26 protein-coding genes are annotated in these 24,702 nt (G+C 43.6%); all 26 read left to right on the top strand.

Annotated features, from left to right (window positions below; translation table 11 throughout):
• The first annotated feature begins 1 nt into the window (after position 1).
• The 26 genes from GGQ95_RS01960 (at position 2) to rpsO (ending at position 24,587) form a co-directional block, all read left to right on the top strand.
• Positions 2-634, top strand: coding sequence for a chemotaxis protein CheC (locus tag GGQ95_RS01960; protein WP_044746120.1), 633 nt, complete (start codon positions 2-4; stop codon positions 632-634).
• A complete protein-coding gene (locus GGQ95_RS01955) occupies positions 631-1,131 on the top strand; it encodes a chemotaxis protein CheD (RefSeq protein WP_044746119.1) in 501 nt (166 codons plus the stop codon). The genes GGQ95_RS01960 and GGQ95_RS01955 overlap by 4 nt, the downstream gene beginning before the upstream one ends.
• Positions 1,132-1,452 (top strand): hypothetical protein, encoded by a 321-nt coding sequence (locus GGQ95_RS01950; protein ID WP_044746118.1) that lies wholly within the window; start codon positions 1,132-1,134, stop codon positions 1,450-1,452. It abuts the gene before it with no gap.
• Between the two features lie 47 nt (positions 1,453-1,499).
• Positions 1,500-2,264: a FliA/WhiG family RNA polymerase sigma factor gene (locus GGQ95_RS01945; RefSeq protein ID WP_044746117.1), complete on the top strand. Its 765-nt coding sequence runs from the start codon at positions 1,500-1,502 to the stop codon at positions 2,262-2,264.
• Between the two features lie 366 nt (positions 2,265-2,630).
• Positions 2,631-2,891, top strand: a complete 261-nt coding sequence (locus GGQ95_RS01940) for a hypothetical protein (RefSeq protein ID WP_066147267.1) — start codon at positions 2,631-2,633, stop codon at positions 2,889-2,891.
• Positions 2,892-2,900: 9 nt separating this feature from the next.
• Positions 2,901-3,401: a hypothetical protein gene (locus GGQ95_RS01935; protein WP_066147269.1), complete on the top strand. Its 501-nt coding sequence runs from the start codon at positions 2,901-2,903 to the stop codon at positions 3,399-3,401.
• Between the two features lie 155 nt (positions 3,402-3,556).
• Positions 3,557-4,264 (top strand): 30S ribosomal protein S2, encoded by a 708-nt coding sequence (gene rpsB, locus GGQ95_RS01930; RefSeq protein WP_044746114.1) that lies wholly within the window; start codon positions 3,557-3,559, stop codon positions 4,262-4,264.
• Between the two features lie 177 nt (positions 4,265-4,441).
• Entirely contained in the window at positions 4,442-5,323 is an 882-nt protein-coding gene (gene tsf, locus GGQ95_RS01925) for a translation elongation factor Ts (protein ID WP_066147271.1), read from the top strand.
• Positions 5,324-5,394: 71 nt separating this feature from the next.
• Complete coding sequence (gene pyrH, locus GGQ95_RS01920) at positions 5,395-6,117, top strand: UMP kinase (RefSeq protein WP_044746112.1); 723 nt, start codon at positions 5,395-5,397, stop codon at positions 6,115-6,117.
• A gap of 2 nt (positions 6,118-6,119) precedes the next feature.
• A complete protein-coding gene (frr, locus tag GGQ95_RS01915; protein ID WP_044746111.1) occupies positions 6,120-6,677 on the top strand; it encodes a ribosome recycling factor in 558 nt (185 codons plus the stop codon).
• Between the two features lie 158 nt (positions 6,678-6,835).
• Positions 6,836-7,609 (top strand): undecaprenyl pyrophosphate synthase, encoded by a 774-nt coding sequence (gene uppS / locus GGQ95_RS01910; protein WP_183186273.1) that lies wholly within the window; start codon positions 6,836-6,838, stop codon positions 7,607-7,609.
• 5 nt (positions 7,610-7,614) lie between these two features.
• Positions 7,615-8,400, top strand: coding sequence for a phosphatidate cytidylyltransferase (locus GGQ95_RS01905; RefSeq protein WP_159719609.1), 786 nt, complete (start codon positions 7,615-7,617; stop codon positions 8,398-8,400).
• A 19-nt stretch (positions 8,401-8,419) separates the two neighbouring features.
• Positions 8,420-9,568 (top strand): 1-deoxy-D-xylulose-5-phosphate reductoisomerase, encoded by a 1,149-nt coding sequence (gene dxr / locus GGQ95_RS01900; RefSeq protein WP_183186272.1) that lies wholly within the window; start codon positions 8,420-8,422, stop codon positions 9,566-9,568.
• A 15-nt stretch (positions 9,569-9,583) separates the two neighbouring features.
• A complete protein-coding gene (gene rseP, locus GGQ95_RS01895) occupies positions 9,584-10,852 on the top strand; it encodes an RIP metalloprotease RseP (protein ID WP_159719611.1) in 1,269 nt (422 codons plus the stop codon).
• Between the two features lie 24 nt (positions 10,853-10,876).
• A complete protein-coding gene (locus GGQ95_RS01890) occupies positions 10,877-12,577 on the top strand; it encodes a proline--tRNA ligase (RefSeq protein ID WP_183186271.1) in 1,701 nt (566 codons plus the stop codon).
• A gap of 92 nt (positions 12,578-12,669) precedes the next feature.
• Positions 12,670-16,977 carry a PolC-type DNA polymerase III gene (locus GGQ95_RS01885; RefSeq protein WP_183186270.1) on the top strand — a complete coding sequence of 1,436 codons (4,308 nt, stop codon included), beginning with the start codon at positions 12,670-12,672 and terminating at the stop codon, positions 16,975-16,977.
• Between the two features lie 177 nt (positions 16,978-17,154).
• Complete coding sequence (gene rimP, locus GGQ95_RS01880) at positions 17,155-17,628, top strand: ribosome maturation factor RimP (protein WP_066147283.1); 474 nt, start codon at positions 17,155-17,157, stop codon at positions 17,626-17,628.
• Between the two features lie 34 nt (positions 17,629-17,662).
• The gene (gene nusA / locus GGQ95_RS01875; protein ID WP_044746104.1) at positions 17,663-18,808 is read left to right on the top strand and encodes a transcription termination factor NusA; all 1,146 of its coding nucleotides are present in this window, start codon (positions 17,663-17,665) and stop codon (positions 18,806-18,808) included.
• A 13-nt stretch (positions 18,809-18,821) separates the two neighbouring features.
• Entirely contained in the window at positions 18,822-19,112 is a 291-nt protein-coding gene (rnpM, locus tag GGQ95_RS01870; protein ID WP_044746103.1) for an RNase P modulator RnpM, read from the top strand.
• A complete protein-coding gene (locus GGQ95_RS01865) occupies positions 19,102-19,419 on the top strand; it encodes a YlxQ family RNA-binding protein (protein WP_044746102.1) in 318 nt (105 codons plus the stop codon). The genes rnpM and GGQ95_RS01865 overlap by 11 nt, the downstream gene beginning before the upstream one ends.
• A gap of 4 nt (positions 19,420-19,423) precedes the next feature.
• Positions 19,424-21,598: a translation initiation factor IF-2 gene (gene infB / locus GGQ95_RS01860; protein WP_066147286.1), complete on the top strand. Its 2,175-nt coding sequence runs from the start codon at positions 19,424-19,426 to the stop codon at positions 21,596-21,598.
• Positions 21,595-21,873, top strand: coding sequence for a DUF503 domain-containing protein (locus GGQ95_RS01855; protein WP_044746100.1), 279 nt, complete (start codon positions 21,595-21,597; stop codon positions 21,871-21,873). Before infB ends, GGQ95_RS01855 begins: the two co-directional genes overlap by 4 nt.
• A 14-nt stretch (positions 21,874-21,887) precedes the next feature.
• A complete protein-coding gene (rbfA, locus tag GGQ95_RS01850; protein ID WP_044746099.1) occupies positions 21,888-22,244 on the top strand; it encodes a 30S ribosome-binding factor RbfA in 357 nt (118 codons plus the stop codon).
• Between the two features lie 55 nt (positions 22,245-22,299).
• Positions 22,300-23,208, top strand: coding sequence for a tRNA pseudouridine(55) synthase TruB (gene truB, locus GGQ95_RS01845; RefSeq protein ID WP_183186269.1), 909 nt, complete (start codon positions 22,300-22,302; stop codon positions 23,206-23,208).
• A 35-nt stretch (positions 23,209-23,243) separates the two neighbouring features.
• On the top strand, positions 23,244-24,227 hold the full coding sequence (gene ribF / locus GGQ95_RS01840) for a bifunctional riboflavin kinase/FAD synthetase (RefSeq protein ID WP_044746097.1): 984 nt from the start codon (positions 23,244-23,246) through the stop codon (positions 24,225-24,227).
• A gap of 90 nt (positions 24,228-24,317) precedes the next feature.
• Positions 24,318-24,587, top strand: a complete 270-nt coding sequence (gene rpsO / locus GGQ95_RS01835; protein ID WP_044746096.1) for a 30S ribosomal protein S15 — start codon at positions 24,318-24,320, stop codon at positions 24,585-24,587.
• Positions 24,588-24,702: the final 115 nt, after the last annotated feature.

Genomic DNA, 24,702 nt, shown 5'->3' with positions numbered 1-24,702 from the left:
CATGTCAAATGTCAATCGCTTAAATGCGGATCATATGGATATTTTGCGAGAAATAGGCAATATTGGCGCTGGAAATGCAGCTACGGCACTCTCCAAGCTGTTAAATAAAAAAATTGAAATGAAGGTGCCGAATGTTCAGGTTGTCTCATTTGATGAAATGATGGACTTAGTCGGGGGAGCGGAACAGGTTGTAGCTGCTGTTTTTCTAAGAATTGAAGGCGAAGCGCCGGGAAATATGTTTTTTGTTTTATCGTTGCCGCAAGCGGAACAATTTATAAAGCAAATGACGGGTGATCACCAATTTTCGTTTGCCTCGCCACAGTCCGATCTTGGCCTATCTGCTTTGCAAGAATTAGGAAATATATTAGCAGGGTCGTATCTTTCTGCTTTAGCTGATTTCACCCATTTAAAGCTGTATCCGTCAGTGCCGGCACTGACCATTGATATGATCGGAGCGATTTTGCAATACGGGCTGCTGGAGCTGTCACGGGTTGGCGATTATGCAATCGTGATTGATACAGCCGTTCATGAAGAACACCAGCCGCAAGATAGCGTGAATGGCCATTTCTTTCTTCTTCCTGATCCTGATTCATTTACCCCTATTTTTCGTTCACTAGGTGTCGAACTGTCATGAATGAAATTGTGAACGTCATAAAAGTAGGGATTGCTGATATGAATGTCGTTCAGGTGCCTTATCTTATTCGTACATCTGGATTAGGGTCTTGCGTTGGTGTTGTCGTTTTTGATTTGATGAAAGGAGTTGCTGGATTGGCGCATGTGATGCTGCCTAGTTCATCGCTGGCAAGGTCGGAAAGCCTAAATGTAGCCAAATACGCAGATACGGCAATAGAAGCGCTTATATCGCTTGTTGTAAAAGCGGGCGGCAGAAAAAGCGCCCTTAAAGCGAAAATGGCTGGCGGAGCACAAATGTTTCAGTTTCATTCAGCCAATACGGACATGATGAGGATTGGACCAAGAAATGTTGAAGCGGTCAAGCAGCAGCTGCAACGCTTCCATATTCCGATCGTGGCCGAAGATGTGGGAGGAAACAGCGGAAGAACGATTGAATTTAATCCGCAAACAGGTCTTTTATTTATTCGCACAGTTAACCAAGGAGTAAAAGAAATATAGATGGTTCGTGCATTGACGGGTCGGGTATTATTCGGAACAGCTGGATTTATGTTGGTGTTTTTCTTATCGTTTCCTGCCCATACAATAGCTACGACGCTTTTACGCAGCGCGGTCTCTTTTATCGCCTTCTTTGTGAGCGGCTATGTGTTTCAATGGATGTTTGCCTATATTAGTAGAGAATCGGTCCAAGCAAAGAAAAAGCCTTCACATTCGCTGGATGCCAACGAGCTGCAACCATTAACGGAAGGACTTACAAAAGAAGAAGCACAGCAGGTTGCCGCTTACATTCGGCATATGCTCCATGACGAAAAAGACGGTTAATGAACATATGCCATCAAGCAGTTTCAGGATGAACGGGGAGGAGTATCATGACAAACGCCTCAGCGCGCAAGGAGCAAAATTATTGGGACAATTGGATTGATAAGCGTGATCCACAAGCGGGAGATGAGCTTGTACAAAGATACATGCCGCTTGTGTATTATCAAGTACAACGAATTGCTGTATCATTGCCCAAAACTGTAAACAAACAAGATTTAATCAGCTTTGGATTAATGGGGCTTTACGACGCGCTTGAAAGATTTGATCCTTCTCGCGACTTAAAATTTGATACGTATGCTTCGTTTCGAATTCGCGGCGCCATTTTAGACGGATTGCGGAAGGAAGACTGGCTCCCTCGCAGCACAAGAGAAAAGGCGAAAAAAATTGAAGCCGCCATTGCGAAAATGGAGCAGCGGCATATGCGGACAGTGACTGCCAAAGAAGTCGCAGATGAACTAGGCATGACTGAAGAAGAAGTATGTTCAGTCATGAATGAGGGGTTTTTTGCTAATATTTTATCTCTTGATGATTGGTCGAAGGAAAACGAAGAAGAAGAAAACAGCCCGCTAACGCTGCGTGATGAAAAAACGTCGTCGCCCGAAGAGGCGGTTCTAAGACAAGAAATGTATGAGCAGCTTGCTGCTGTTATTAAGCAGCTAAACGAAAAAGAACAGCTTGTGATCAGCTTGTTTTATAAAGAGGAGTTAACCTTGACCGAAATTGGACAAATTATGGGATTATCGACATCGCGGATTTCACAAATACATTCAAAAGCGATTTTTAAACTGCGAAAAATATTAACACAAGTGTTATAATGAACTCATCAGCCAGTTGAGCGCCGTTGGTGAAAGCTGTTTTCATCATCTAAAACATGCAGATGGGTTTTCGGGCAATTTAGCGTGCTTGAACCAATATAGATAAGGTCAAACCGACAAGCTGTCTGTTTGTCGGCGGTGACAAAAATAAGGAATGAAAGCAGTTTGCCATAAGGATGTGTGGAGGGAATACAGGACGATTTGGTTAGATCATAGCAGAGACGAGCCTTTCGATAGCGGTTTCCTCTTTATATGATCGCTCTTTCTTTCGTCTGAGTTTCCCCAGACTGACAAACGTCTTCAAAAACAGACAAGGTTCATTGCTAATGATGCCAGAAAATCGGTCTGTGCAAAGGAAGTGAAAGCATGAGTTTGAAATTAGTAGAATTGCAAGTAGCACTTCCGAGAATGAACGAAATCGGAAAGATCCAAGAACAGCTTCAGCAGCAATCTGGGCTTGCTCAAGCGCAATTAGCAGCAGCTATGCAGAAGCGGCAAGAACGCGCGAAACGGCAGGTGACAAGCAAACAGACCACCCAAAGCGCCTGTTGGGAAAAGGAAAAGCATGGGATACAGCATAAACAAGTTCATCCATATAAAGGAAAAAATATCGATTTAATGGGGTAGAAGAATTCAATGATCGCATTTTTATTGACTGTAAGCTTTGCCTTGCATGCTCTCTCTCTTTTTATCATCATTTTATTGTATTTGCAGCTGTCAAAGGTAAAAGAGGTTGAAAAAAAGCAATCACAGCTTATTCAAGAGATGGAAGAGACGATTTCAGCTTATTTGTTGGAATGGAAAGAGGAAAATGAACGCTTTTTGCAAGCGTTGTCGCAAAGGATGAGAAGCCGCGACAGTGTGCAAACGAAGCCATCGCCTGTTCCTAAACAGCATTCTGCTCCAGTAAAGGATGATGAGTGGCTGCCGCCGATGGAGCAGGTTGACACTATCAAAGACAGAATAGAAATCAGCGAAACGAACCAGCAGCAAAAGGAAGTTCCATCCCCTCCTTCCTCTATTGCAGAACAGGCAGAACAGCTGCAAAAAGAAGGAAAAACGATTGAAGAAATCGCTAAATTGTTAAATAAAGGAAAAACAGAAATTGAACTGCTGCTCAAATTTCGGCAAATGTAGCGAAATACAGCTTGATTGTCGTTTTTAATTGTGATATATTTTTACATGGTGTGAATACACACGCTTATGGATTTAAGCAATGGTGCTGATGTCTCAGTCTTGCTTAAGGATGAAATAGGCGGAGGAAAGAAACCATTTACAGGAGGAAAAGATCAATGTCAGTGATTTCAATGAAACAATTGCTTGAAGCAGGTGTTCATTTTGGACATCAAACGCGCCGTTGGAACCCTAAAATGAAAAAATATATCTTCACTGAGCGCAACGGCATTTATATTATCGATTTGCAAAAAACAGTAAAAAAAGTTGAGGAAGCTTACAACTTTGTTAGAGAATTAGCAGCAAATGGCGGAAAAGTTCTTTTTGTAGGTACAAAGAAGCAAGCACAGGACTCTGTTAAAGAAGAAGCAGAACGTTCTGGTATGTTCTATGTAAATCAGCGCTGGTTAGGCGGTACATTAACGAACTTTGAAACCATTCAAAAACGGATTAAACGCTTGAAAGAGATTGAAAAAATGGCAGAAGACGGAACATTTGATGTATTGCCTAAAAAAGAAGTGATTGGCTTGAAAAAAGAGCTAGAGCGTTTAGAGAAATTTTTAGGCGGTATTAAAGAAATGAAGCAGCTTCCAGATGCGTTATTTGTTATCGATCCTCGCAAAGAGCGCATCGCGGTTGCAGAAGCGCGCAAATTAAATATCCCGATCGTTGGTATTGTTGATACAAACTGCGATCCAGATGAAATTGACTATGTCATTCCGGCAAACGACGATGCGATCCGTGCCGTAAAACTTCTCACAGCAAAAATTGCAGATGCTATTTTAGAAGCAAAACAAGGCGAAGAAGCTGTTGTAGCCGCTGAATAAACAGGCTTCAAAAAAGTTTGGAAAGGTGATAAGAGGGGAAGTGCCTTTTATCACCTTTTTTTGAGACAGAAATTCTCCCTTGTTTGGCTATACTAAAAAGGGCGGGAGCAAACAAAATTTGCGCTGCGAATTTTGTTTACATATATGCGTATACACTAGAAGGAGGACATGATTCTTATGGCAATTACAGCTCAAATGGTAAAAGAGTTACGTGAAAAAACGGGCGCAGGCATGATGGATTGTAAAAAAGCGCTCACAGAAACAAACGGAGATATGGAGAAAGCAATTGACTGGCTTCGCGAAAAAGGAATTGCGAAAGCAGCTAAAAAAGCGGACCGAATTGCTGCGGAAGGAACAACACTTATTGAAGTGCAAGGCAATACAGCTGTTATTTTGGAAGTAAACTCTGAAACTGACTTCGTAGCGAAAAACGAAGGGTTCAAAGTGCTTGTAAAAGAGCTTGCTGCTCATCTATTAACGCACAAGCCAGCAACAGTAGAAGCAGCGCTTCAGCAAACAATGGATAACGGTACAACTGTAGAAGAGCATATTAATGCCGCTATTGCCAAAATCGGTGAAAAACTAACGCTTCGCCGCTTTGAAATTGTTGAAAAAGGAGACAATGCAGCGTTTGGAGCTTACCTTCACATGGGTGGACGCATCGGCGTATTGACGGTGCTAGAAGGAACAACAGATGAGGCGATTGCAAAGGATGTAGCTATGCATATTGCAGCGCTTAATCCAAAATATGTATCTCGCGATCAAGTGTCTCAGGAAGAAATTAACCGTGAGCGCGAAGTATTAAAGCAACAAGCTCTTAACGAAGGAAAACCAGAAAATATTGTAGAAAAAATGGTAGAGGGCCGTTTAAATAAATTTTATGAAGACATTTGCTTGCTAGAGCAATCGTTTGTAAAAAATCCAGATATGAAAGTTCGTCAATTTGTTGAAACAAATGGTGCGACAGTAAAAAGCTTCGTTCGTTATGAAGTGGGCGAAGGAATCGAAAAACGCCAGGATAACTTCGCTGAAGAAGTAATGAACCAAGTTAGAAAGTAATGAGCGAAGCGGAATAGGGAACACAACAGGTGTTCCCTATTTTTAAAGATTAGCTTACACGGAGGAGTAACATGAGCAATCCAAAGTATAAACGTGTTGTGCTGAAGTTAAGCGGCGAAGCTTTAGCGGGGGATCAAGGATTTGGAATCAATCCCGCGATTATTAAATCCATTGCCAAGCAAGTGAAAGAAATCGCAGAGCTGGGTGTGGAAGTGGCTGTTGTAGTTGGGGGAGGAAATATTTGGCGCGGAAAAATTGGCAGCGAAATGGGGATGGACCGGGCTACTGCTGATTATATGGGCATGCTTGCAACCGTCATGAATTCGCTGGCGCTTCAGGATAGCCTTGAGCATCTCGGGGTGGAAACGCGCGTACAGACATCCATCGAAATGCGTCAAGTCGCAGAACCATACATAAGAAGAAGAGCGATTCGCCACCTTGAGAAAAAACGTGTCGTCATTTTTGCTGCTGGCACCGGTAATCCTTATTTTTCCACTGATACAACGGCTGCGCTTCGTGCCGCAGAAATTGAAGCAGACGTTATTTTAATGGCGAAAAATAATGTAGACGGCGTTTACAACGCTGATCCCAAAATCGATCAAAATGCAGTGAAATATGACCAGCTTTCATATCTTGATGTCATTAAACAAGGGCTAGGCGTCATGGATTCAACAGCTTCCTCTTTATGTATGGATAACGATATTCCGTTAATTGTATTTTCGATTATGGAGGAAGGCAATATAAAACGCGTTGTTCTTGGCGAAAATATAGGAACAATTGTAAGGGGGAAATAAACATGGCAAAGCAAGTATTAACAACAACAAAAGAAAAAATGGATAAAGCCGTCCAGGCTTTTAGCCGCGAATTAGCCGGAATTCGCGCAGGAAGAGCGAATCCAGGGCTGCTTGAAAAAATTACAGTCGATTACTACGGGGTATCGACGCCGATCAATCAATTGGCGGGCATCACGGTCCCAGAAGCGCGTTTGCTTGTTATTCAACCATACGACAAATCGATCTTAAAAGATATTGAAAAATCTATTTTGGCTTCTGATTTAGGATTAACTCCATCCAATGACGGCTCGGTCATCCGCATTACGATTCCGCCGTTAACAGAAGAGCGCCGCCGCGAGCTTGTCAAGGTTGTCAAGAAATATTCAGAAGATGCGAAAGTAGCCGTTCGTAATATTCGCCGCGATGCAAACGATGACTTGAAAAAGCTAGAGAAAAACGGCGACATTACGGAAGACGAATTGCGTGGCTATACAGACGATATTCAAAAAATAACCGACGAGCATATCGCTAAAATCGAAGCTCTGACAAAGGAAAAAGAAAAAGAAGTAATGGAAGTATAATCTTCTTGCTGGCTGATGCAAAAAACCCTCTATGTGCAAAGAGGGTTTTTTTGCTATAATGAAAAAGCGAAATGAGGTACATGTTTGACGAATGTTTTGTTTCTTGATTACACTAGCCTCATAGTATGTTGAAAATATCGAAAAAGCGGAGGACTAGGATGTTTAATAAGATTTGGAAACATAAAGAGCAATCGAATTTTTCGATTGAGTATACAAAAGAAAATATTTTGCAGCAGCCTGTTCCTGAGCATGTTGCTATCATTATGGATGGCAATGGCCGCTGGGCGAAAAAACGGGCATTACCGCGGGCTGCGGGACATTATGAAGGGATGCAGGTTGTTCGCAAAATTACTCGCTTTGCCAATGAACTGGGAATTAAAGTATTAACACTTTATGCGTTCTCCACTGAAAACTGGAAGCGACCCAAAAGCGAGGTTGACTATTTAATGAAGCTTCCCGAGCAGTTTCTAACCACCTTTTTGCCGGAATTAATTGAAGAGAACGTAACCGTTCGTGTTATCGGGGACTGCAATCAGCTTCCGGAGCATACGCAGACCGCTGTTAAAAAAGCGGTGGAAGACACGAAGCATAATACAGGTCTTATTTTAAATTTTGCATTAAATTACGGCAGCCGCGCTGAAATTACGCACGCAGTAAAAGAAATCGCAAAGCAGGTGCAGCAAGGGTATTTATCTGCGGAGCAAATCGATGAAGAAGTAGTGGCTTCTTATTTAATGACTAGAAATTTAAAAGATCCTGATTTGCTGATTCGTACAAGCGGAGAAATTCGGTTAAGCAACTTTATGCTTTGGCAGCTTGCTTATACCGAGTTTTGGTTTACTGATGTACTTTGGCCAGATTTTACAGAACAGCATTTATTAGAAGCGATTGCGGAATTTCAAAAGCGTGGTCGCCGGTTTGGAGGAATTTAAACAAGATGAAGCAGAGAGTGATTACAGGAGTTATAGCCGCCGCTCTTTTTTTGCCAATCGTTATTTTTGGCGGAATTCCGTTTATAATAGTAACATATGTATTAGCAACGATTGGGCTGTTTGAGCTTTTGCGCATGAAGCGTGTGCAGCTGCTTTCGCCTGAGTCTGTTGTGAGCTTTCTTTTATTATGGGGACTGCTTTTGCGCAGCTCATGGCTTGACAATGTTCATCTCGAAAAAATGGAGCTGTTGCTGCTTGCGGTTCTTTTCGTGCTCATCTACACAGTCACGACAAAAAATCGTTTCACGTTTGATGATGCAGCTTTTTCGCTGCTTGCTACATTATACGTCGGCTTTGGTTTTTATTATTTTATGGAGACTCGCTTAGCCGGATTGCATTATATGTTTTATGCCTTATTCATCATTTGGGCAACGGATACCGGCGCCTATTTTACTGGCCGGGCGTTTGGAAAACGGAAGCTTTGGCCGGAAATCAGCCCGAATAAAACGATAGAAGGCTCCATTGGCGGCACGATTTGTGCGCTTGTTGTGGCCATCGTCTACCAGCTGTGCACTCATTTTTTTGCAAGTATCCCATGGCTCCTTGTGGTGACGGTGGTTCTGTCGATTGTTGGACAACTGGGCGATTTAGTAGAGTCAGCATTTAAGCGGCATTATAACGTGAAGGATTCCGGTAATATTTTGCCGGGACATGGCGGTATTTTAGACCGATTTGATAGTTTATTGTTTATGTTGCCAATTTTGCATTTGTTTATGAGTATGGTGTTGTAAAAGGTTAGGAGTGAAGATGTTGAAGTATATTAGCTTATTAGGAGCAAGCGGATCCATCGGTATGCAAACGCTTGATGTGATTCGTTCCCATCCGGATCAGTTTTGCCTTGTGGCGATGTCCATAGGGAAAAATCACGAAGCAGCCCGGGCCATTATTGAAGAGTTTCATCCTGAGCTTGTGGCGGTTGCCGACTCTGCTGTCTACGATGCCCTTTATCGTGAATTTCATGGATCCGTTAAAATCATTTTTGGAGATGAAGGACTCGTTGAGGCAGCAACCTACTCGAAAGCTACGATCGTCGTCAATGCATTGATGGGAAGCATCGGGCTGATTCCGACATTAAAAGCAATTGAAGCGCGTAAAACCATTGCTTTGGCGAATAAAGAGACATTGGTCACGGCGGGGCACATTGTAACCAAAGCTGCGCAAAACCACAATGTTGCATTGCTTCCGGTTGATAGCGAGCATTCTGCGATTTTTCAATGCTTGCAAGGAGAAAAGCACAACAATGTCGAAAAACTTATTTTAACAGCTTCAGGAGGAAGCTTCCGGGACTGTACGCGCGAACAGCTCCACCATGTGACAGTGGAGGATGCGCTACGCCATCCAAATTGGTCGATGGGGGCCAAAATTACGATTGATTCGGCAACGATGATGAATAAAGGACTTGAAGTGATTGAAGCCCATTGGTTATTCGGATTGCCGTATGAACAAATTGATGTTTTGTTACATAGAGAAAGCATCGTCCATTCCCTCGTCCAGTTCCATGATAGCAGCGTCATCGCGCAGCTTGGCACACCGGATATGCGCGTACCGATTCAATATGCGCTTACGTATCCAGATCGCTTCAGGCTGCCAGACGCTAGGAAGCTAAATTTGGCGGACATCGGAACACTGCATTTTCAACAGATCGATTTCGAGCGCTATCGTTGTTTACAATTTGCTTACGAGGCAGGACGAGCAGGAGGCTCCTTGCCGACCGTATTAAACGCCGCCAACGAAGAAGCAGTTGCTGCTTTTTTGAGCGGGCGCATCCGCTTTTTAATGATAGAAGATATGGTGGAAAAGGCGCTTGAGAAACATGAGGTGATTAAGAATCCGTCACTTGACGAGATCCGCGAGGTAGACCGCGAAACGCGGCGCTATATCCAGTCACTATTAACTTAAAGGGTGGTTGAAAATTTGAATACATTACAAACAGTGGTTGCATTTGTTGTCATCTTTGGTGCGCTTGTTTTTTTCCATGAGCTTGGACATTTGATTTTTGCGAAGCGTGCAGGAATCTTGTGCCGTGAATTTGCCATTGGATTTGGTCCTAAAGTATTTTCGTTTAAACGAAAGGAAACCGTATACACCATTCGTTTACTTCCGCTTGGAGGATTCGTGCGCATGGCCGGGGAAGATCCGGAAATGGTAGAGGTCAAGCCGGGACAGCTTGTCGGTCTTGAATTCAATCATGAAGGACATGTGCAGAAAATTATTGTCAACCATAAAGATGAATATCCAAACGCTAAAATCATTGAGGTCGAGCAAGCGGATCTGGAACGCGAGATGTATATTGCCGGCTATGAGGATGAGACCGGGGAACGGCTCGTTCGTTTTCCCGTAGCTGAACCAGCCTTTTTTGTTATGGACCATCAAGAAATTCAAATTGCCCCATATCATCGCCAATTTGCTTCCAAAACACTAGGACAGCGAGCCTTAGCGATTGTGGCGGGACCTTTGGCGAACTTTGTATTGGCGTTTATTGTGTTTGTACTGATCGGTCTTTTGCAAGGATACCCCATTGATAAACCGATTCTGGGGGAATTGACAAAAGATGGGGCAGCCCGTCAAGCAGGGCTGAAGCAAGGAGATGTCGTGCTTTCGATCGACGACACGCCTGTGACAACTTGGACGCAAGTAGTGGAAACGATTCGCGCTCATCCACAGGAGAAGCTTGTATTTAAAATTAAACGCGGCGATCAAGTGCTTGATGTGCCTGTCACACCGAAGGCACAGACGGTCGAAGGACAGACCATTGGGTTGATAGGTGTTTACAGTCCAATGGAAAAATCGATGATCGGCTCTTTCAAGCAAGGAGCATTAGAAACCTATTATTGGACAAAGCAAATTGTGGTTGGTTTAGGACATCTTATAACAGGAGAATTTTCTCTTGATATGCTATCTGGACCGGTTGGCATTGCTGTATCGACCAATAAAGTGGCACAATCAGGGATTTATTACTTGATGAAATGGGGCGCCATTTTAAGTATTAACCTTGGGATTGTTAATTTATTGCCGCTTCCGGCCCTTGATGGCGGCCGACTTCTATTTTTTGCAATTGAAGGATTGCGCGGCAAACCGATTGATCGACAAAAAGAAGGAATGGTACACTTTATCGGTTTTGCGCTTTTAATGCTTTTAATGCTAGTTGTCACATGGAATGATATTCAAAAATTTTTCCTGTAATATCAAATGAAGAGGTGCAATGAGATGAAACAAAGTCAATCGTTTATTCCAACGCTACGCGAAGTTCCAGCAGATGCAGAAGTGAAAAGCCACCAGCTTTTACTGCGGGCGGGGTTTATACGCCAAAGCTCAAGCGGAGTATATACCTTTTTGCCGCTTGGACGGCGCGTGCTGCAAAAGGTAGAAGCGATTATTCGCGAGGAAATGAACCGGGCGGGGGCAATTGAATTATTGATGCCTGCTCTTCAACAGGCTGAGCTTTGGCAGGAGTCAGGCCGCTGGTATTCTTATGGACCGGAGCTGATGCGGCTAAAAGATCGACATGAACGGGATTTTGCGCTTGGACCAACTCATGAGGAAGTGATTACAGCGCTGGTGCGCGATGAAGTAAAAACATATAAGAAACTTCCTTTAACACTCTATCAAATTCAAACAAAATTCCGCGATGAGAAGCGCCCGCGATTTGGTTTGCTGCGCGGTCGCGAGTTCATTATGAAGGATGCTTATTCTTTCCACACTTCTAAAGAAAGCCTGGATGAAGTATACAACAAAATGTATGAAGCTTATTCGAATATTTTCCGGCGCTGCGGCTTAAATTTCCGCGCGGTAATTGCTGATTCAGGAGCGATTGGCGGAAAAGATACGCATGAGTTTATGGTGTTGTCTGATATTGGGGAAGACACAATAGCTTATTCAGATGCTTCGGATTTTGCTGCCAATATTGAAATGGCACCAGTTGTTGCTACGTACGAAAAAAGCACAGAACCGCTGAAAGAATTGAAAAAAGCGCATACTCCAGAGCAGAAAACAATTGAAGAAGTAGCAGCATTTTTGCAGGTAGCTCCGGAAAAATGCATTAAATCCTTGCTTTTCAAAGTCGATGAAAAATATGTGCTTGTGCTTGTTCGAGGCGACCATGAGGCCAATGATGTCAAAGTGAAAAATCTGCTGGAAGCCTCTGTAGTAGAGCTCGCCTCTCCTGAGGAAACAAAGGCGGTAATGAATTGTCCAATCGGATCTCTCGGACCGATTGCTGTAGATGCATCAGTCACAGTCATTGCCGATTATGCGGTTGAGGCGATTGTCAACGGTATATGCGGCGCAAATGAAGACGGCTATCATTATACAGGAGTGAATCCTGGCCGCGATTTTACTGTTTCACAATACGCCGACTTGCGCTTTATTCAAGAAGGAGATCCTTCCCCAGATGGAAAAGGAACGATCCGATTTGCCCGGGGAATTGAAGTTGGCCATGTTTTTAAATTAGGGACTCGTTATAGTGAAGCAATGAACGCTACTTATCTTGATGAGAATGGACGTACGCAAACGATGATCATGGGCTGCTATGGCATTGGTGTTTCCCGCTTGCTTTCAGCTATTGCTGAGCAATTTGGCGATGAAAACGGTCTTGTTTGGCCAGCCTCTGTTGCTCCGTTCCACATTCATTTAATCCCGATCAACTTGAAAAACGAGGAGCAGCGTCAGCTTGCAGATGAGTGGTACGAAAAATTGGGACAGGCCGGTTTTGAGGTGCTTTATGATGATCGCCAAGAGCGACCAGGCGTGAAATTTGCCGATAGTGATTTGATCGGCATTCCTGTTCGTGTGACTGTCGGTAAGCGTGCAGGTGAAGGAGTCGTGGAAGTGAAGGTCCGCCAAACAGGAGAATCAATGGAAGTGCCTGTTACGGAATTAATTGAAACAATGAAACGTCTTTTACAATAAGGATTGTAGAATGTTGGGGCTGATTCCTGTCGGTAGGGCAGCCCTTCTGCTATTCACTTTCATTGAACAAGAGAGGAGAAACGATCGGCGTCATGTTAACGAACGAACAAAAAGAACGGTTTCAAGTATTATTGCAGCAACTTGACTTGACGGCTGACGAGATGGTTCCCTATTTTTCGGGGGCAGAGATTCAAAAGCTTGTTGTAGAAAAAGGAAACAAGTGCTGGCATTTTTATTTCTTGCTGCCGAAAATTTTGCCCCACCAAGTTTATCAGCTGTTCAGCACAAAGCTCGTTCAGACATTTCAACATATTGCCCATGTTAAACATACGATTCAAACGCTAGACTCTCAGTTTGCTCCTGAAGATGTTCAAGGATATTGGTCCACTTGCTTAGAGCAGCTGCAAGGAATCTCTTCGCCGCTTCTTGCTTTACTGCACGAGCAGCTTCCGTCTGTGACTGGAAACAAATTATATGTTACAGCTCGCAATGATGCAGAAGCGATTGCATTGAAGCGCCGGTTTGCTGCTAAAATCGCAGAAGTATATCAATCGTTTGGTTTTCCGTTTTTGCAGCTCGAGACGGACATCAAGCAATCGGAAAGCGAGTATGAGCAATTTTTGGCGCAAAAGCAGCAGGAAGATGAGGCAAGAGCCTTAGCGGCATTAACAGAAATGACAGCTAAGAAAGAAGCACCGGCTGAGACGGCTCCTGAAAGCTCTGGACCGCTTGTGCTCGGCTACTCCATCAAGGAGGAAGAGGTACGCACCCTTGACAGCATTACGGAAGAAGAACGTCGTGTTGTGGTGCAGGGATATATATTTGATGCTGAAGTAAAGGAGCTAAAAAGCGGCCGTTCCTTGCTGACATTTAAAATGACGGACTATACCAACTCTATTCTTGTGAAAATGTTTTCGCGAGATAAAGAAGATGCTAGTGTAATGGGAAAAGTGAAAAAAGGAATGTGGGTCAAAGTAAGGGGCAGTGTACAAAACGATACGTTTGTACGCGATCTCGTATTATTGGCCAATGATGTCAATGAGATAAAGCCAAATGAACGGAAAGACACAGCCAACGAGGGAGAAAAGCGGGTTGAACTCCATCTTCATACACCGATGAGCCAAATGGATGCCGTCACATCTGTATCGAAACTGATTGAGCAAGCGAAAAAGTGGGGACATCCTGCGATTGCCGTCACTGATCATGCGGTTGTTCAGTCGTTTCCAGAAGCTTATAGCGCTGCGAAAAAGCACGGAATGAAAGTGCTGTACGGGGTGGAGGCCAACATTGTCGATGATGGAGTGCCGATTGCCTATAATGAAGCGCATCGGCCGCTATTGGAGGATACGTTTGTTGTATTTGACGTCGAAACGACAGGACTGTCGGCCGTTTATAATACCATTATTGAGCTGGCAGCTGTAAAGGTGAGAGATGGAGAAATTATTGACCGTTTTACTTCATTTGCGAACCCTCACCATCCACTATCTGTAACAACGATTGAACTGACCGGCATTACAGATGATATGGTAAAGGACGCTCCTGATGCGGGAGAGGTGCTGCGCCAGTTTCATGAATGGATGGGAGACAGCGTCCTTGTTGCGCACAACGCGAGTTTTGATATTGGTTTTTTAAATGTTGGATTGAACAAAATTGGATTGCAAAAGGTAACCAATCCGGTTATTGACACACTGGAGCTGGCCCGCTTTTTATATCCGGAGCTAAAAAATCACCGTTTAAACACACTTTGTAAAAAATTCGATATCGAATTGACACAGCATCACCGTGCCATTTACGACGCTGAAGCGACGGGTCATTTGCTGATGAAAATGCTGAAGGATGCCCATAACAAAGGCATTGTTTATCATGATGAGCTGAACTTGCATTCAAAACAGGAAACTTCTTATCAGCGGCCGCGCCCATTTCATGTTACGCTCTTGGCGCAAAATGATGTGGGGTTAAAAAACTTATTTAAGCTTGTTTCGCTGGCGCATATCCAGTATTTTTATCGTGTTCCTCGCATTCCGCGTTCGGTTTTGCAGAAGTATCGCGAAGGTATTTTAGTAGGATCTGGCTGCGACAAAGGAGAAGTGTTTGACAATATGATCCAAAAAGCTCCAGAGGAAGTCGAGGAAATCGCAAAATTCTATGATTTTCTTGAGGTTCACCCGCCAGAGGTCTATAAACCTTTGATCGAAATGGATTATGTCAAAGATGAAGCGATGCTTCGAGAGGTCATTAGCAAAGTGGTCGCGTTAGGGGAGAAGCTGAACATACCGGTTGTGGCTACAGGAAATGTCCATTACTTGAATCCGGAAGATAAAATTTACCGCAAAATATTAATTCACTCGCAAGCTGGGGCGAATCCGCTTAATCGTCACGAATTGCCGGACGTATATTTTCGAACGACGAACGAAATGCTCGAGTGCTTTTCGTTTTTAGGAGAAGAGAAAGCCAAAGAAATCGTCGTAACCAATACACAAAAAATCGCCGACTCTGTTGAAGAAGTAAAGCCGATTAAGGACCAGCTTTATACGCCGCGGATTGAGGGAGCAGAGGAAGAAATTCGTGAAATGAGCTATCGCCGGGCGAAAGACATATATGGAGATCCACTGCCGGAGATTGTTGAGCAGCGGCTGGAAAAAGAATTAAAAAGTATTATTGGCCATGGCTTTGCGGTTATTTATTTAATTTCTCATAAGCTTGTAAAAAAATCTCTAGATGACGGCTACCTTGTTGGCTCACGCGGGTCAGTCGGCTCATCGTTTGTAGCGACGATGACGGAAATTACGGAAGTGAATCCGCTCCCGCCTCATTATGTTTGTCCAAGCTGCAAGCACTCAGAGTTTTTTAATGACGGTTCCGTTGGATCCGGATTTGATTTGCCGGATAAAGACTGTCCAAAATGTGGAGCGAAGTACAAAAAGGACGGACATGACATCCCGTTTGAAACATTCCTTGGATTTAAAGGGGATAAAGTTCCGGACATCGATTTGAATTTTTCCGGTGAGTATCAGCCGCGCGCCCACAACTATACAAAAGTGCTGTTTGGAGAGGATAATGTATATCGCGCGGGAACGATTGGTACGGTGGCAGATAAAACAGCCTACGGATTTGTCAAAGGATATGCAAGCGATCGTAATTTAACGCTAAGGGGCGCTGAGGTGGATCGGCTTGCTGCGGGATGCACAGGGGTGAAGCGTACAACAGGACAGCATCCGGGCGGAATTATCGTTGTTCCTGACTATATGGATATTTATGACTTTACTCCGATACAGTATCCAGCTGATGATACAAGCTCGGAGTGGCGGACTACACATTTTGACTTTCACTCTATCCATGATAACTTATTAAAACTCGATATTCTCGGGCACGATGATCCGACCGTGATTCGGATGCTTCAAGATTTAAGCGGCATTGATCCCAAAACGATTCCAACGGACGATCCGGAAGTCATGAAAATTTTTAGCGGAACAGAATCGCTTGGAGTGACACCGGAGCAAATTATGTGCAATGTCGGAACATTAGGCATTCCGGAATTCGGCACCCGTTTTGTGCGGCAAATGCTTGAGGAGACGAAACCAAAAACATTCTCTGAGCTCGTTCAAATATCGGGGCTGTCTCATGGGACAGATGTTTGGCTTGGTAATGCGCAAGAATTGATTCATAATGGCATCTGTACGTTATCAGAAGTGATTGGCTGCCGTGATGACATTATGGTTTATTTGATTTATCGAGGGCTGGAGCCGTCGCTAGCGTTCAAAATTATGGAATCCGTCCGCAAAGGAAAAGGATTAACGCCAGAATTTGAAGAAGAAATGCGTAAACACGATGTGCCAGAATGGTATATCGAATCGTGCAAAAAAATCAAATACATGTTTCCGAAGGCGCATGCTGCTGCATACGTGCTAATGGCGGTAAGGATTGCCTATTTTAAAGTCCATCATCCGCTGCTCTATTATGCATCGTATTTTACAGTCCGCGCAGAGGATTTCGATCTTGATGTCATGGTCAAAGGTTCTGCTGCCATTCGCAAGCGTATTGAGGAAATTAATGCGAAAGGTCTCGATGCATCTGCTAAAGAAAAAAGCTTGCTGACTGTACTAGAAATTGCTTTGGAAATGTGTGAGCGCGGTTTTTCATTTCAAAACATTGATCTGTATCGTTCGCAAGCAGCTGAATTTGTCATTGATGGAAACTCGCTAGTCCCGCCATTTAATACGATCCCAGGTCTTGGGACTAACGTGGCCTTGAGTATTGTGCGAGCTCGAGAAGAGGGCGAATTTCTCTCAAAAGAAGATTTACAGCAACGCGGAAAAGTATCGAAAACGATTCTTGAATATTTAGAGAGCCGCGGTTGTCTCGACTCTTTGCCTGACCATAACCAACTTTCCTTATTCTAGTCATCGGTTGCAAAACATTTTCCAATATGTTATAGTTTTAGGGGAAATGGCAAAGATAAGAGGTAAGAAAAGAGTGGGGAAACCCACTCTTTCGTATTGATTATAGCTTCCTGTCGATAAAGTGAATGGCGTTCTTAGGACGGCGAGTGAAGGATTTTTCGGTTTAGGAGGGACAAAATGAGCAAAAAAGTTACAGAAGTGGTGGGAGAATTAGTAACACCAATTCTTAACGACATGAACCTCGAATTAGTGGATATTGAGTACGTAAAAGAGGGGAAAAATTGGTTTTTGCGTGTGTTTATTGATTCAGAACAGGGAATTGATATTGAACAATGCGGGATCGTTAGTGAGAAACTGAGCGAAAAACTAGACGAGGTTGACCCGATTCCATACAATTATTTCCTGGAAGTGTCATCTCCGGGAGCGGAACGTCCGTTAAAAAAAGCCGCTGATTTTGCGAAGGCTGTCGGAAAAAATGTCTATATAAAAACATATGAACCGATTGAAGGAGAAAAGGAATTCGAAGGCGAACTTACTGCTTTTGATGGCGAGACAGCCACCATAACGGTGAAACAAAAGACGCGGACAAAAACGATCGATATCCCGTATGAAAAAATTGCCAACGCAAGGCTTGCCGTCATCTTTTTCTAATGTGCAGCTAAATGTAAAGGGGGATTTTCGTTTCATGAATACGCAACTATTGGATGCTTTGGCGGCTCTTGTAAAAGAAAAAGGCATTAGCCAAGAAGTGTTAGTCGAAGCGATTGAAGCGGCGATTATTTCCGCATATAAGCGCAACTTCGGACAGGCGCAAAATGTGCGCGTCGATTTTAATATGGATACAGGATCTATTCGAGTGTTTGCACGCAAAGAGGTCGTAGAGGAAGTATATGATTCTCGTTTAGAAATTTCCATCGATGAAGCGCGAAGCATCAACCCGAACTACCAAGTCGGGGATATTGTCGAAATAGAAGTGACGCCAAAGGATTTTGGCCGCATCGCTGCCCAAACAGCGAAGCAAGTCGTAACCCAGCGGGTACGCGAAGCAGAGCGCGGAGTGATCTATTCCGAGTTTATGGATCGTGAAGAAGATATTATGACTGGAATTGTTCAGCGTGTGGATCCTCGCTTTGCTTATGTGAGCTTAGGGAAGGTTGAAGCATTGCTTCCGGCAAGCGAGCAAATGCCAAATGAAACTTACCGTCCTCACGACCGTTTAAAGGTATATATTACAAAAGTTGAAAAAACAACAAAAGGGCCGCAAATTTTTGTATCTCGCACACATCCAGGCCTTCTTAAGCGCTTGTTTGAGCTTGAAGTGCCAGAAATTTATGACGGAACGGTTGAGATCAAATCAATCGCTAGAGAAGCGGGGGACCGTTCTAAAATTTCCGTGCATTCTGATCAGCCAGAAGTCGATCCTGTTGGAGCATGCGTGGGACCAAAAGGACAGCGTGTCCAAGCGGTGGTCGACGAGCTTAAAGGTGAAAAAATTGATATTGTCCGCTGGTCTGAAGATCCAGTAGAATTTGTGGCTAATGCGTTAAGCCCAGCGAAAGTGCTTAGTGTCATCGTCAATGAAGAAGAACGGGCAACAACTGTTATTGTCCCTGATTATCAGCTGTCTTTGGCAATCGGCAAGCGTGGGCAAAACGCTCGTTTAGCCGCTAAATTGACGAATTGGAAAATCGACATTAAAAGCGAATCAGAAGCAGAGCAGTTAGGGATCGCATACGTTCCGAACCGTTCGCTTGATTCTTTTGACACACCATTAAATAATGAAGATGAGCATGACCAAACATTCGATTTACCAAAAGAAGAAATCGAGTGAGAGGTGAGCAAATATGGCGGTTCAAAAAAAAATTCCGATGCGCAAATGTATTGTGACTGGAGAAATGAAGCCAAAAAAACAAATGATCCGCATTGTCCGCTCAAAGGAAGGGGACGTTTCCATTGACCCGACCGGCAAAAAAGCGGGACGGGGAGCCTATATCACGTTGGAAAAGGAATGCATTTTACTTGCGAAAAAGAAAAATGTTTTAGCCCATCATTTGAAAGCAGAAATTGCGGAGTCTTTGTATGATGAGCTGCTTGAACTAGCAGAAAGGGAGAATGAAGCAAAGAATGGGCAATAAACAATGGACATCATTGCTTGGATTAGCAAACCGAGCTCGTAAAATTGTTTCTGGCGAAGAGCTGGTTGTCAAAGAGATTCGTAGCGGAAGAGCGAAACTTGTCATTTTATCAGAAGATGCTGCCGCTAATACAAGAAAAAAAATTCAAGACAAATGCACATCATATGAGGTTCCTTTATGCCAAGCGACTGATCGCTATGAGCTTGGAAGGGCGATTGGCAAGGACGCTCGTGTAGTCGTCGCCGTCATCGACGAAGGGTTTGCAAAAAAGTTAATGACGATGTTCGACGTATCATTGTGGGGGTGAATCTATGTCTAAAATGCGTGTATATGAGTACGCAAAACAAAATAACGTTTCTAGCAAAGACATCATTCATAAATTGAAAGAAATGAATATTGAAGTTTCAAATCATATGGCTACACTGGAGCCAGAAGTGGTTGAAAAATTGAACCATACGTATAAGAAAAATGAAGAAAAACAAAAAAACGCGGCAAAAGAAACGCAAAATGTAGCGGTGAAGCCAAAAGGGACCATTCGCGATTTTGATGACGAAGAAGCCGTGGCAAAGAAAGTGCCAATTAAAAAGGCAGTCGTGAAAAACAAAGAAAGCAAAAAGCATGATTTACAAAGCCAGCAACAGGAGAAAAAGGTGTTTACACATAAAAAAAATAAAAAACAAAAAAGCTATGAAGCTCCTCAACAAGAGGTGCAAAAGAAAAAAGAAAAAGAGCTTCCGCAAAAAATTACATTTGAAGGTTCTTTAACCGTTGCTGAATTAGCGAAAAAGTTAGGAAGAGAGCCGTCAGAAATCATTAAAAAGCTGTTTATGCTTGGAATTATGGCAACTATTAACCAAGACCTAGATAAAGATGCGATCGAATTAATTTGTTCCGATTACGGTGTAGAAGTTGAAGAGAAAATTGTGATTGACGAAACGGATTTTGAATCATTGGAAATTGTCGACGATCCAGCTGATCTAGTAGAGCGTCCGCCGGTCGTGACGATTATGGGGCACGTTGACCACGGAAAAACGACGCTTCTTGATTCGATTCGCAACTCAAAAGTAACAGAGCAGGAAGCGGGCGGCATTACGCAGCATATCGGAGCATACCAAGTGCTCGTCAATAATAAAAAGATTACGTTTCTAGATACTCCTGGCCACGAAGCCTTTACCACGATGCGCGCACGGGGAGCGCAAGTGACAGACATCGTTATTCTTGTCGTGGCTGCAGACGATGGCGTGATGCCGCAAACGGTCGAAGCGATTAACCACGCGAAAGCGGCAAACGTGCCAATCATCGTAGCGGTTAATAAAGTCGACAAGCCGACGGCTAATCCAGATCGCGTCATGCAGGAGCTGGTGGAATACAATCTTGTGCCGGAAGAATGGGGCGGCGATACAATTTATTGTAAGCTGTCTGCTTTAACTGGCGAAGGAATCGATAATTTATTGGAAATGATTTTGCTTGTTAGCGAAATGGAGGAGCTAAAAGCAAATCCAAAACGCCGGGCGATCGGAACAGTGGTTGAGGCTAAGCTTGATAAAGGAAGAGGTCCTGTTGCCACGTTGCTCGTGCAAACAGGTACGCTGCATATCGGCGATCCGATTGTGGTCGGAAACACATATGGACGTGTACGGGCGATGACCAATGATGTCGGCCGCCGTGTAAAGGAGGCAGGTCCTTCCACTCCAGTGGAGATTACAGGCTTAAATGAAGTGCCGCAAGCGGGCGATCGCTTTATGGTATTTGAAGATGAGAAAAAAGCGCGACAAGTGGGAGAAGCAAGGGCGCAAAAACAATTACTTGAACAGCGAAGCTCTAAAACCCGCGTCAGCTTAGATGATTTGTTTGAGAAAATCAAGCAAGGGGAAATGAAAGAGCTCAATATCATTGTAAAAGCAGATGTTCAAGGATCTGTTGAAGCGTTAGTGGCTGCGTTGCAAAAAATTGATATCGAAGGCGTTCGCGTGAAAATCATTCATTCAGGCGTTGGGGCCGTTACGGAATATGATATTATGCTTGCTTCGGCGTCCAATGCTATCGTGATTGGCTTTAACGTTCGTCCTGATGCAAATGCAAAACGGGTAGCGGAATCGGAAAAAGTGGATATTCGCTTGCACCGCATTATTTACAAAGTAATTGAAGAGATTGAAGCAGCGATGAAAGGAATGCTTGATCCGGAATATGAAGAAAAAGTCATCGGTCAAGCGGAAGTTCGTCAAACGTTCAAAGTATCAAAAGTGGGGACGATTGCAGGATGTTATGTCACGGACGGCAAAATCACGCGCGATAGCAGCGTTCGTCTCATTCGTCAAGGCGTTGTCGTATACGAAGGGCAAATTGATACGCTTAAGCGCTTCAAAGATGATGTGAAAGAAGTTGCACAAGGATATGAGTGCGGGGTTACGATTAAAAACTTCAACGACATAAAAGAAGGCGATGTTATCGAAGCCTATGTGATGCAGGAAGTCGAACGGAAATGATTGGTTACCTCCAATGCGAGTGCGTCATTTACGATGCCCAATCACTAAAAGAAAAAAGAGCCGTGTTGCAACGAATAATCACACGGCTCAAGCAAAAATATAATATATCAGTAGCCGAAATCGATTACCAAGATTTATGGCAGCGAACGAAGCTTGGGATTGTAGCGATTACAGCTGACCGATCCGCAACTGAAAGAGAGCTTCGTTTCGCGCTGCAATTGATCGATTCATTTCCAGAAATTGAACGGACGGTTACAACATTTGATTGGCTTTAGTCGAGGTGATAAAAATGAGTTTGCGGGCTACGCGTATTGGTGAACAAATGAAAAAAGAGTTGAGCGATATTATCGGTCGCAAACTTAAAGATCCGCGCATCGGTTTTGTAACCGTAACAGATGTGCGCGTGACGGGCGATTTACAGCAGGCCAAGGTATATATTAGCGTGCTTGGCGATGAAGAGCAGCGCCAAAATACGCTAAAAGGGCTAGCGAAAGCAAAGGGCTTTATTCGCTCGGAAATCGGCCAGCGCATTCGTTTGCGGAAAACACCGGAAATTTATTTTGAAATTGACGAATCAATCGATTATGGCAACCGCATTGAATCGTTAATTCGGGAAATTTCTCAAGAAAATAACGATGAGAAATAATGGATAGACGCGCGGTCTATCCATTTTCATTATGTGCAAAAAAGAGGTGGCAAAAATGGACGGGGTGCTTTTATTACATAAACCAGCGGGAATGACATCACACGATTGTGTTTTTCGGATTCGCCGACTTTTGCAGGTCAAAAAGGTAGGACATACAGGTACGCTAGATCCGGATGTGTCTGGCGTGCTGCCTATTTGCATCGGCAAAGCAACAAGAATTGCCGAATTTTTGACTGCGGATCAAAAAACATATGAGGGAGAAGTTACGTTAGGGACAGCGACGACAACAGAGGATGCTTCTGGTGAAATCATAGCTGTCAAAAAAGTGGATCGTCTGATTCGTCGTCCGGAAATTGAAGATGTTTTTCAACAGCTGACAGGAACGATTAAGCAAACGCCGCCCATGTATTCCGCTGTGAAGGTAAACGGAAAAAAATTGTACGAATATGCGCGGGCGGGAATGGAAGTGGAGCGGCCGACGCGCATTATCACCATTCAAGAACTTGTCTTATTGGACGAAAAAGATACATTTTCCGGAGATGCGGTTTCGTTTCGTTTCCGTGTCACATGCAGCAAAGGAACGTATGTCCGTACGCTGGCCGTAATGATCGGGGAACGGCTCGGATATCCGGCTCACATGTCCCATTTAGTGCGGGTTGCTTCCGGACCATTTTTATTAGAACAATGTGTGACATTTGCGGAAATTGAAAAGCAACTAGCCGCTGGACGTATCGATAAACTGCTGTTGCCTATCGAAAAAGCGCTTTTTCATTTGCCGAAATATCAAATTAATGATAAAGTAGCAGAGAAAGTAAAAAACGGTGCGGTTTTACCGCTTCCCGACAGGCTGCAATCGGTAGATGAGCCAGTGCTTATGGTAGACGAGCAAAATCAAGCGCTCGCCCTTTACTGCAAGCATCCGGCTAAACCGCAAATGATTAAACCGCTCAAAGTGTTTCACTGAGCAAGAGAGCGAAAGGCAGAAGGTGAAGAACAAGCATGGAAACACGATTCATCACATATCCCCATTATCAAAAAAGAGAAGATTTTCCGCCAACGGTGATGGCTTTAGGTTATTTTGATGGTGTTCATCTTGGGCATCAAGAGGTCATTCGAACAGCTGTTCATTTAGCGGCGGAAAACGGATATAAAAGTGCTGTGATGACGTTCCATCCGCATCCCTCCATCGTGCTAGGAAAAAAAGAGCAGCACGTACAGCTGATTACTCCCTTGAAGGAAAAAGAACGGCAAATGGCTCGTCTAGGTGTAGATTATTTATACATCGTAGAATTTACACCTTCATTTGCTGAACTGCTTCCACAGCAATTTGTTGACGAGTACATTATTGATTTTCACGTGAAACATGTCGTAGCAGGCTTCGATTTTACGTATGGACGGCTGGGAAAAGGGACGATGGAGACGATCCCTTTTCATTCTCGGGAGCAATTTGCCCATACAGTGATTCCAAAGCTAACCCGAAACGGGGAAAAGATTAGCTCCACCTATATTCGCCGCCTTTTAAAAGACGGAGAAGTTCAGCAGCTTCCTGAACTGCTTGGCCGTTTTTATACGATCGAAGGAACGGTGATTGATGGCGAAAAGCGGGGAAGAACGATTGGTTTTCCAACCGCAAACATTGAACCGGAAGATGATTATCTTTTGCCGGCGCTAGGGGTTTATGCGGTGAAAGTGAGGATAGGAAACGAAACATTTGCAGGGGTTTGCAATGTAGGATACAAACCAACATTCCATCGTGACCGCCAAGGAAGGCCTAGCATCGAAGTCCACATTTTTCATTTTTCCAGAGAGATTTATGGAGAAACAGTCACAATTGAGTGGCATAAGCGGTTGCGGAGTGAGCAAAAATTTGCAAGTGTGGAACAATTAGTAGAACAAATCGAACGAGATAAGGAAAGAGCGGAAGATTATTTTCGAAAAATCAAGGAAAATACTTGCATTTTACCGCGAAAAGATGTATTCTAATAAAGGTATGTAAAATAACCATTGCTTGGCAGAGCGTATCACCGGCGCTTGCTAGGTAATTGGGGTTTCATAATGAGGAGGTGAACAAGGATGGCATTAACGCAAGAGCGCAAAAATGAAATTATTACCCAGTACAAAATTCATGAAACAGACACTGGTTCTCCAGAGGTACAAATTGCTATCCTTACTGAGCAAATCAACAACTTGAATGAACATTTACGCGTTCATAAAAAAGACCATCATTCACGTCGCGGACTGTTGAAAATGGTCGGTAAGCGCCGTAACCTGCTTACGTATTTACGTAATAAAGATGTTACGCGTTATCGTGAACTAATTAACAAACTTGGATTACGTCGATAAGGAAAAAGCGGGAGCATTCCCGCTTTTTTGCTAGTTATATAAAGGTTGTTGATAACGGGATAGTTATTCGTTCATACTATTAAAGAGGAATCATTTATTTTGATTTGTACATAGA

The sequence above is a fragment of the Anoxybacteroides rupiense genome, assembly GCF_014196195.1.
Classification (GTDB): Bacteria; Bacillota; Bacilli; order Bacillales; family Anoxybacillaceae; genus Anoxybacteroides; species Anoxybacteroides rupiense.
This window is presented reverse-complemented; position numbering and strand designations above follow the sequence as displayed.

Bases quoted from the DNA above. Each gene is read 5' to 3' on its own strand.
- GGQ95_RS01960 (WP_044746120.1), top strand. From the start codon at position 2: ATGTCAAATGTCAATCGCTTAAATGCGGATCATATGGATATTTTGCGA.
- GGQ95_RS01955 (WP_044746119.1), top strand. From the start codon at position 631: ATGAATGAAATTGTGAACGTCATAAAAGTAGGGATTGCTGATATGAAT.
- GGQ95_RS01950 (WP_044746118.1), top strand. From the start codon at position 1,132: ATGGTTCGTGCATTGACGGGTCGGGTATTATTCGGAACAGCTGGATTT.
- GGQ95_RS01945 (WP_044746117.1), top strand. From the start codon at position 1,500: ATGACAAACGCCTCAGCGCGCAAGGAGCAAAATTATTGGGACAATTGG.
- GGQ95_RS01940 (WP_066147267.1), top strand. From the start codon at position 2,631: ATGAGTTTGAAATTAGTAGAATTGCAAGTAGCACTTCCGAGAATGAAC.
- GGQ95_RS01935 (WP_066147269.1), top strand. From the start codon at position 2,901: ATGATCGCATTTTTATTGACTGTAAGCTTTGCCTTGCATGCTCTCTCT.
- rpsB (WP_044746114.1), top strand. From the start codon at position 3,557: ATGTCAGTGATTTCAATGAAACAATTGCTTGAAGCAGGTGTTCATTTT.
- tsf (WP_066147271.1), top strand. From the start codon at position 4,442: ATGGCAATTACAGCTCAAATGGTAAAAGAGTTACGTGAAAAAACGGGC.
- pyrH (WP_044746112.1), top strand. From the start codon at position 5,395: ATGAGCAATCCAAAGTATAAACGTGTTGTGCTGAAGTTAAGCGGCGAA.
- frr (WP_044746111.1), top strand. From the start codon at position 6,120: ATGGCAAAGCAAGTATTAACAACAACAAAAGAAAAAATGGATAAAGCC.
- uppS (WP_183186273.1), top strand. From the start codon at position 6,836: ATGTTTAATAAGATTTGGAAACATAAAGAGCAATCGAATTTTTCGATT.
- GGQ95_RS01905 (WP_159719609.1), top strand. From the start codon at position 7,615: ATGAAGCAGAGAGTGATTACAGGAGTTATAGCCGCCGCTCTTTTTTTG.
- GGQ95_RS01890 (WP_183186271.1), top strand. From the start codon at position 10,877: ATGAAACAAAGTCAATCGTTTATTCCAACGCTACGCGAAGTTCCAGCA.
- GGQ95_RS01885 (WP_183186270.1), top strand. From the start codon at position 12,670: ATGTTAACGAACGAACAAAAAGAACGGTTTCAAGTATTATTGCAGCAA.
- rimP (WP_066147283.1), top strand. From the start codon at position 17,155: ATGAGCAAAAAAGTTACAGAAGTGGTGGGAGAATTAGTAACACCAATT.
- nusA (WP_044746104.1), top strand. From the start codon at position 17,663: ATGAATACGCAACTATTGGATGCTTTGGCGGCTCTTGTAAAAGAAAAA.
- rnpM (WP_044746103.1), top strand. From the start codon at position 18,822: ATGGCGGTTCAAAAAAAAATTCCGATGCGCAAATGTATTGTGACTGGA.
- GGQ95_RS01865 (WP_044746102.1), top strand. From the start codon at position 19,102: ATGGGCAATAAACAATGGACATCATTGCTTGGATTAGCAAACCGAGCT.
- infB (WP_066147286.1), top strand. From the start codon at position 19,424: ATGTCTAAAATGCGTGTATATGAGTACGCAAAACAAAATAACGTTTCT.
- GGQ95_RS01855 (WP_044746100.1), top strand. From the start codon at position 21,595: ATGATTGGTTACCTCCAATGCGAGTGCGTCATTTACGATGCCCAATCA.
- rbfA (WP_044746099.1), top strand. From the start codon at position 21,888: ATGAGTTTGCGGGCTACGCGTATTGGTGAACAAATGAAAAAAGAGTTG.
- truB (WP_183186269.1), top strand. From the start codon at position 22,300: ATGGACGGGGTGCTTTTATTACATAAACCAGCGGGAATGACATCACAC.
- ribF (WP_044746097.1), top strand. From the start codon at position 23,244: ATGGAAACACGATTCATCACATATCCCCATTATCAAAAAAGAGAAGAT.
- rpsO (WP_044746096.1), top strand. From the start codon at position 24,318: ATGGCATTAACGCAAGAGCGCAAAAATGAAATTATTACCCAGTACAAA.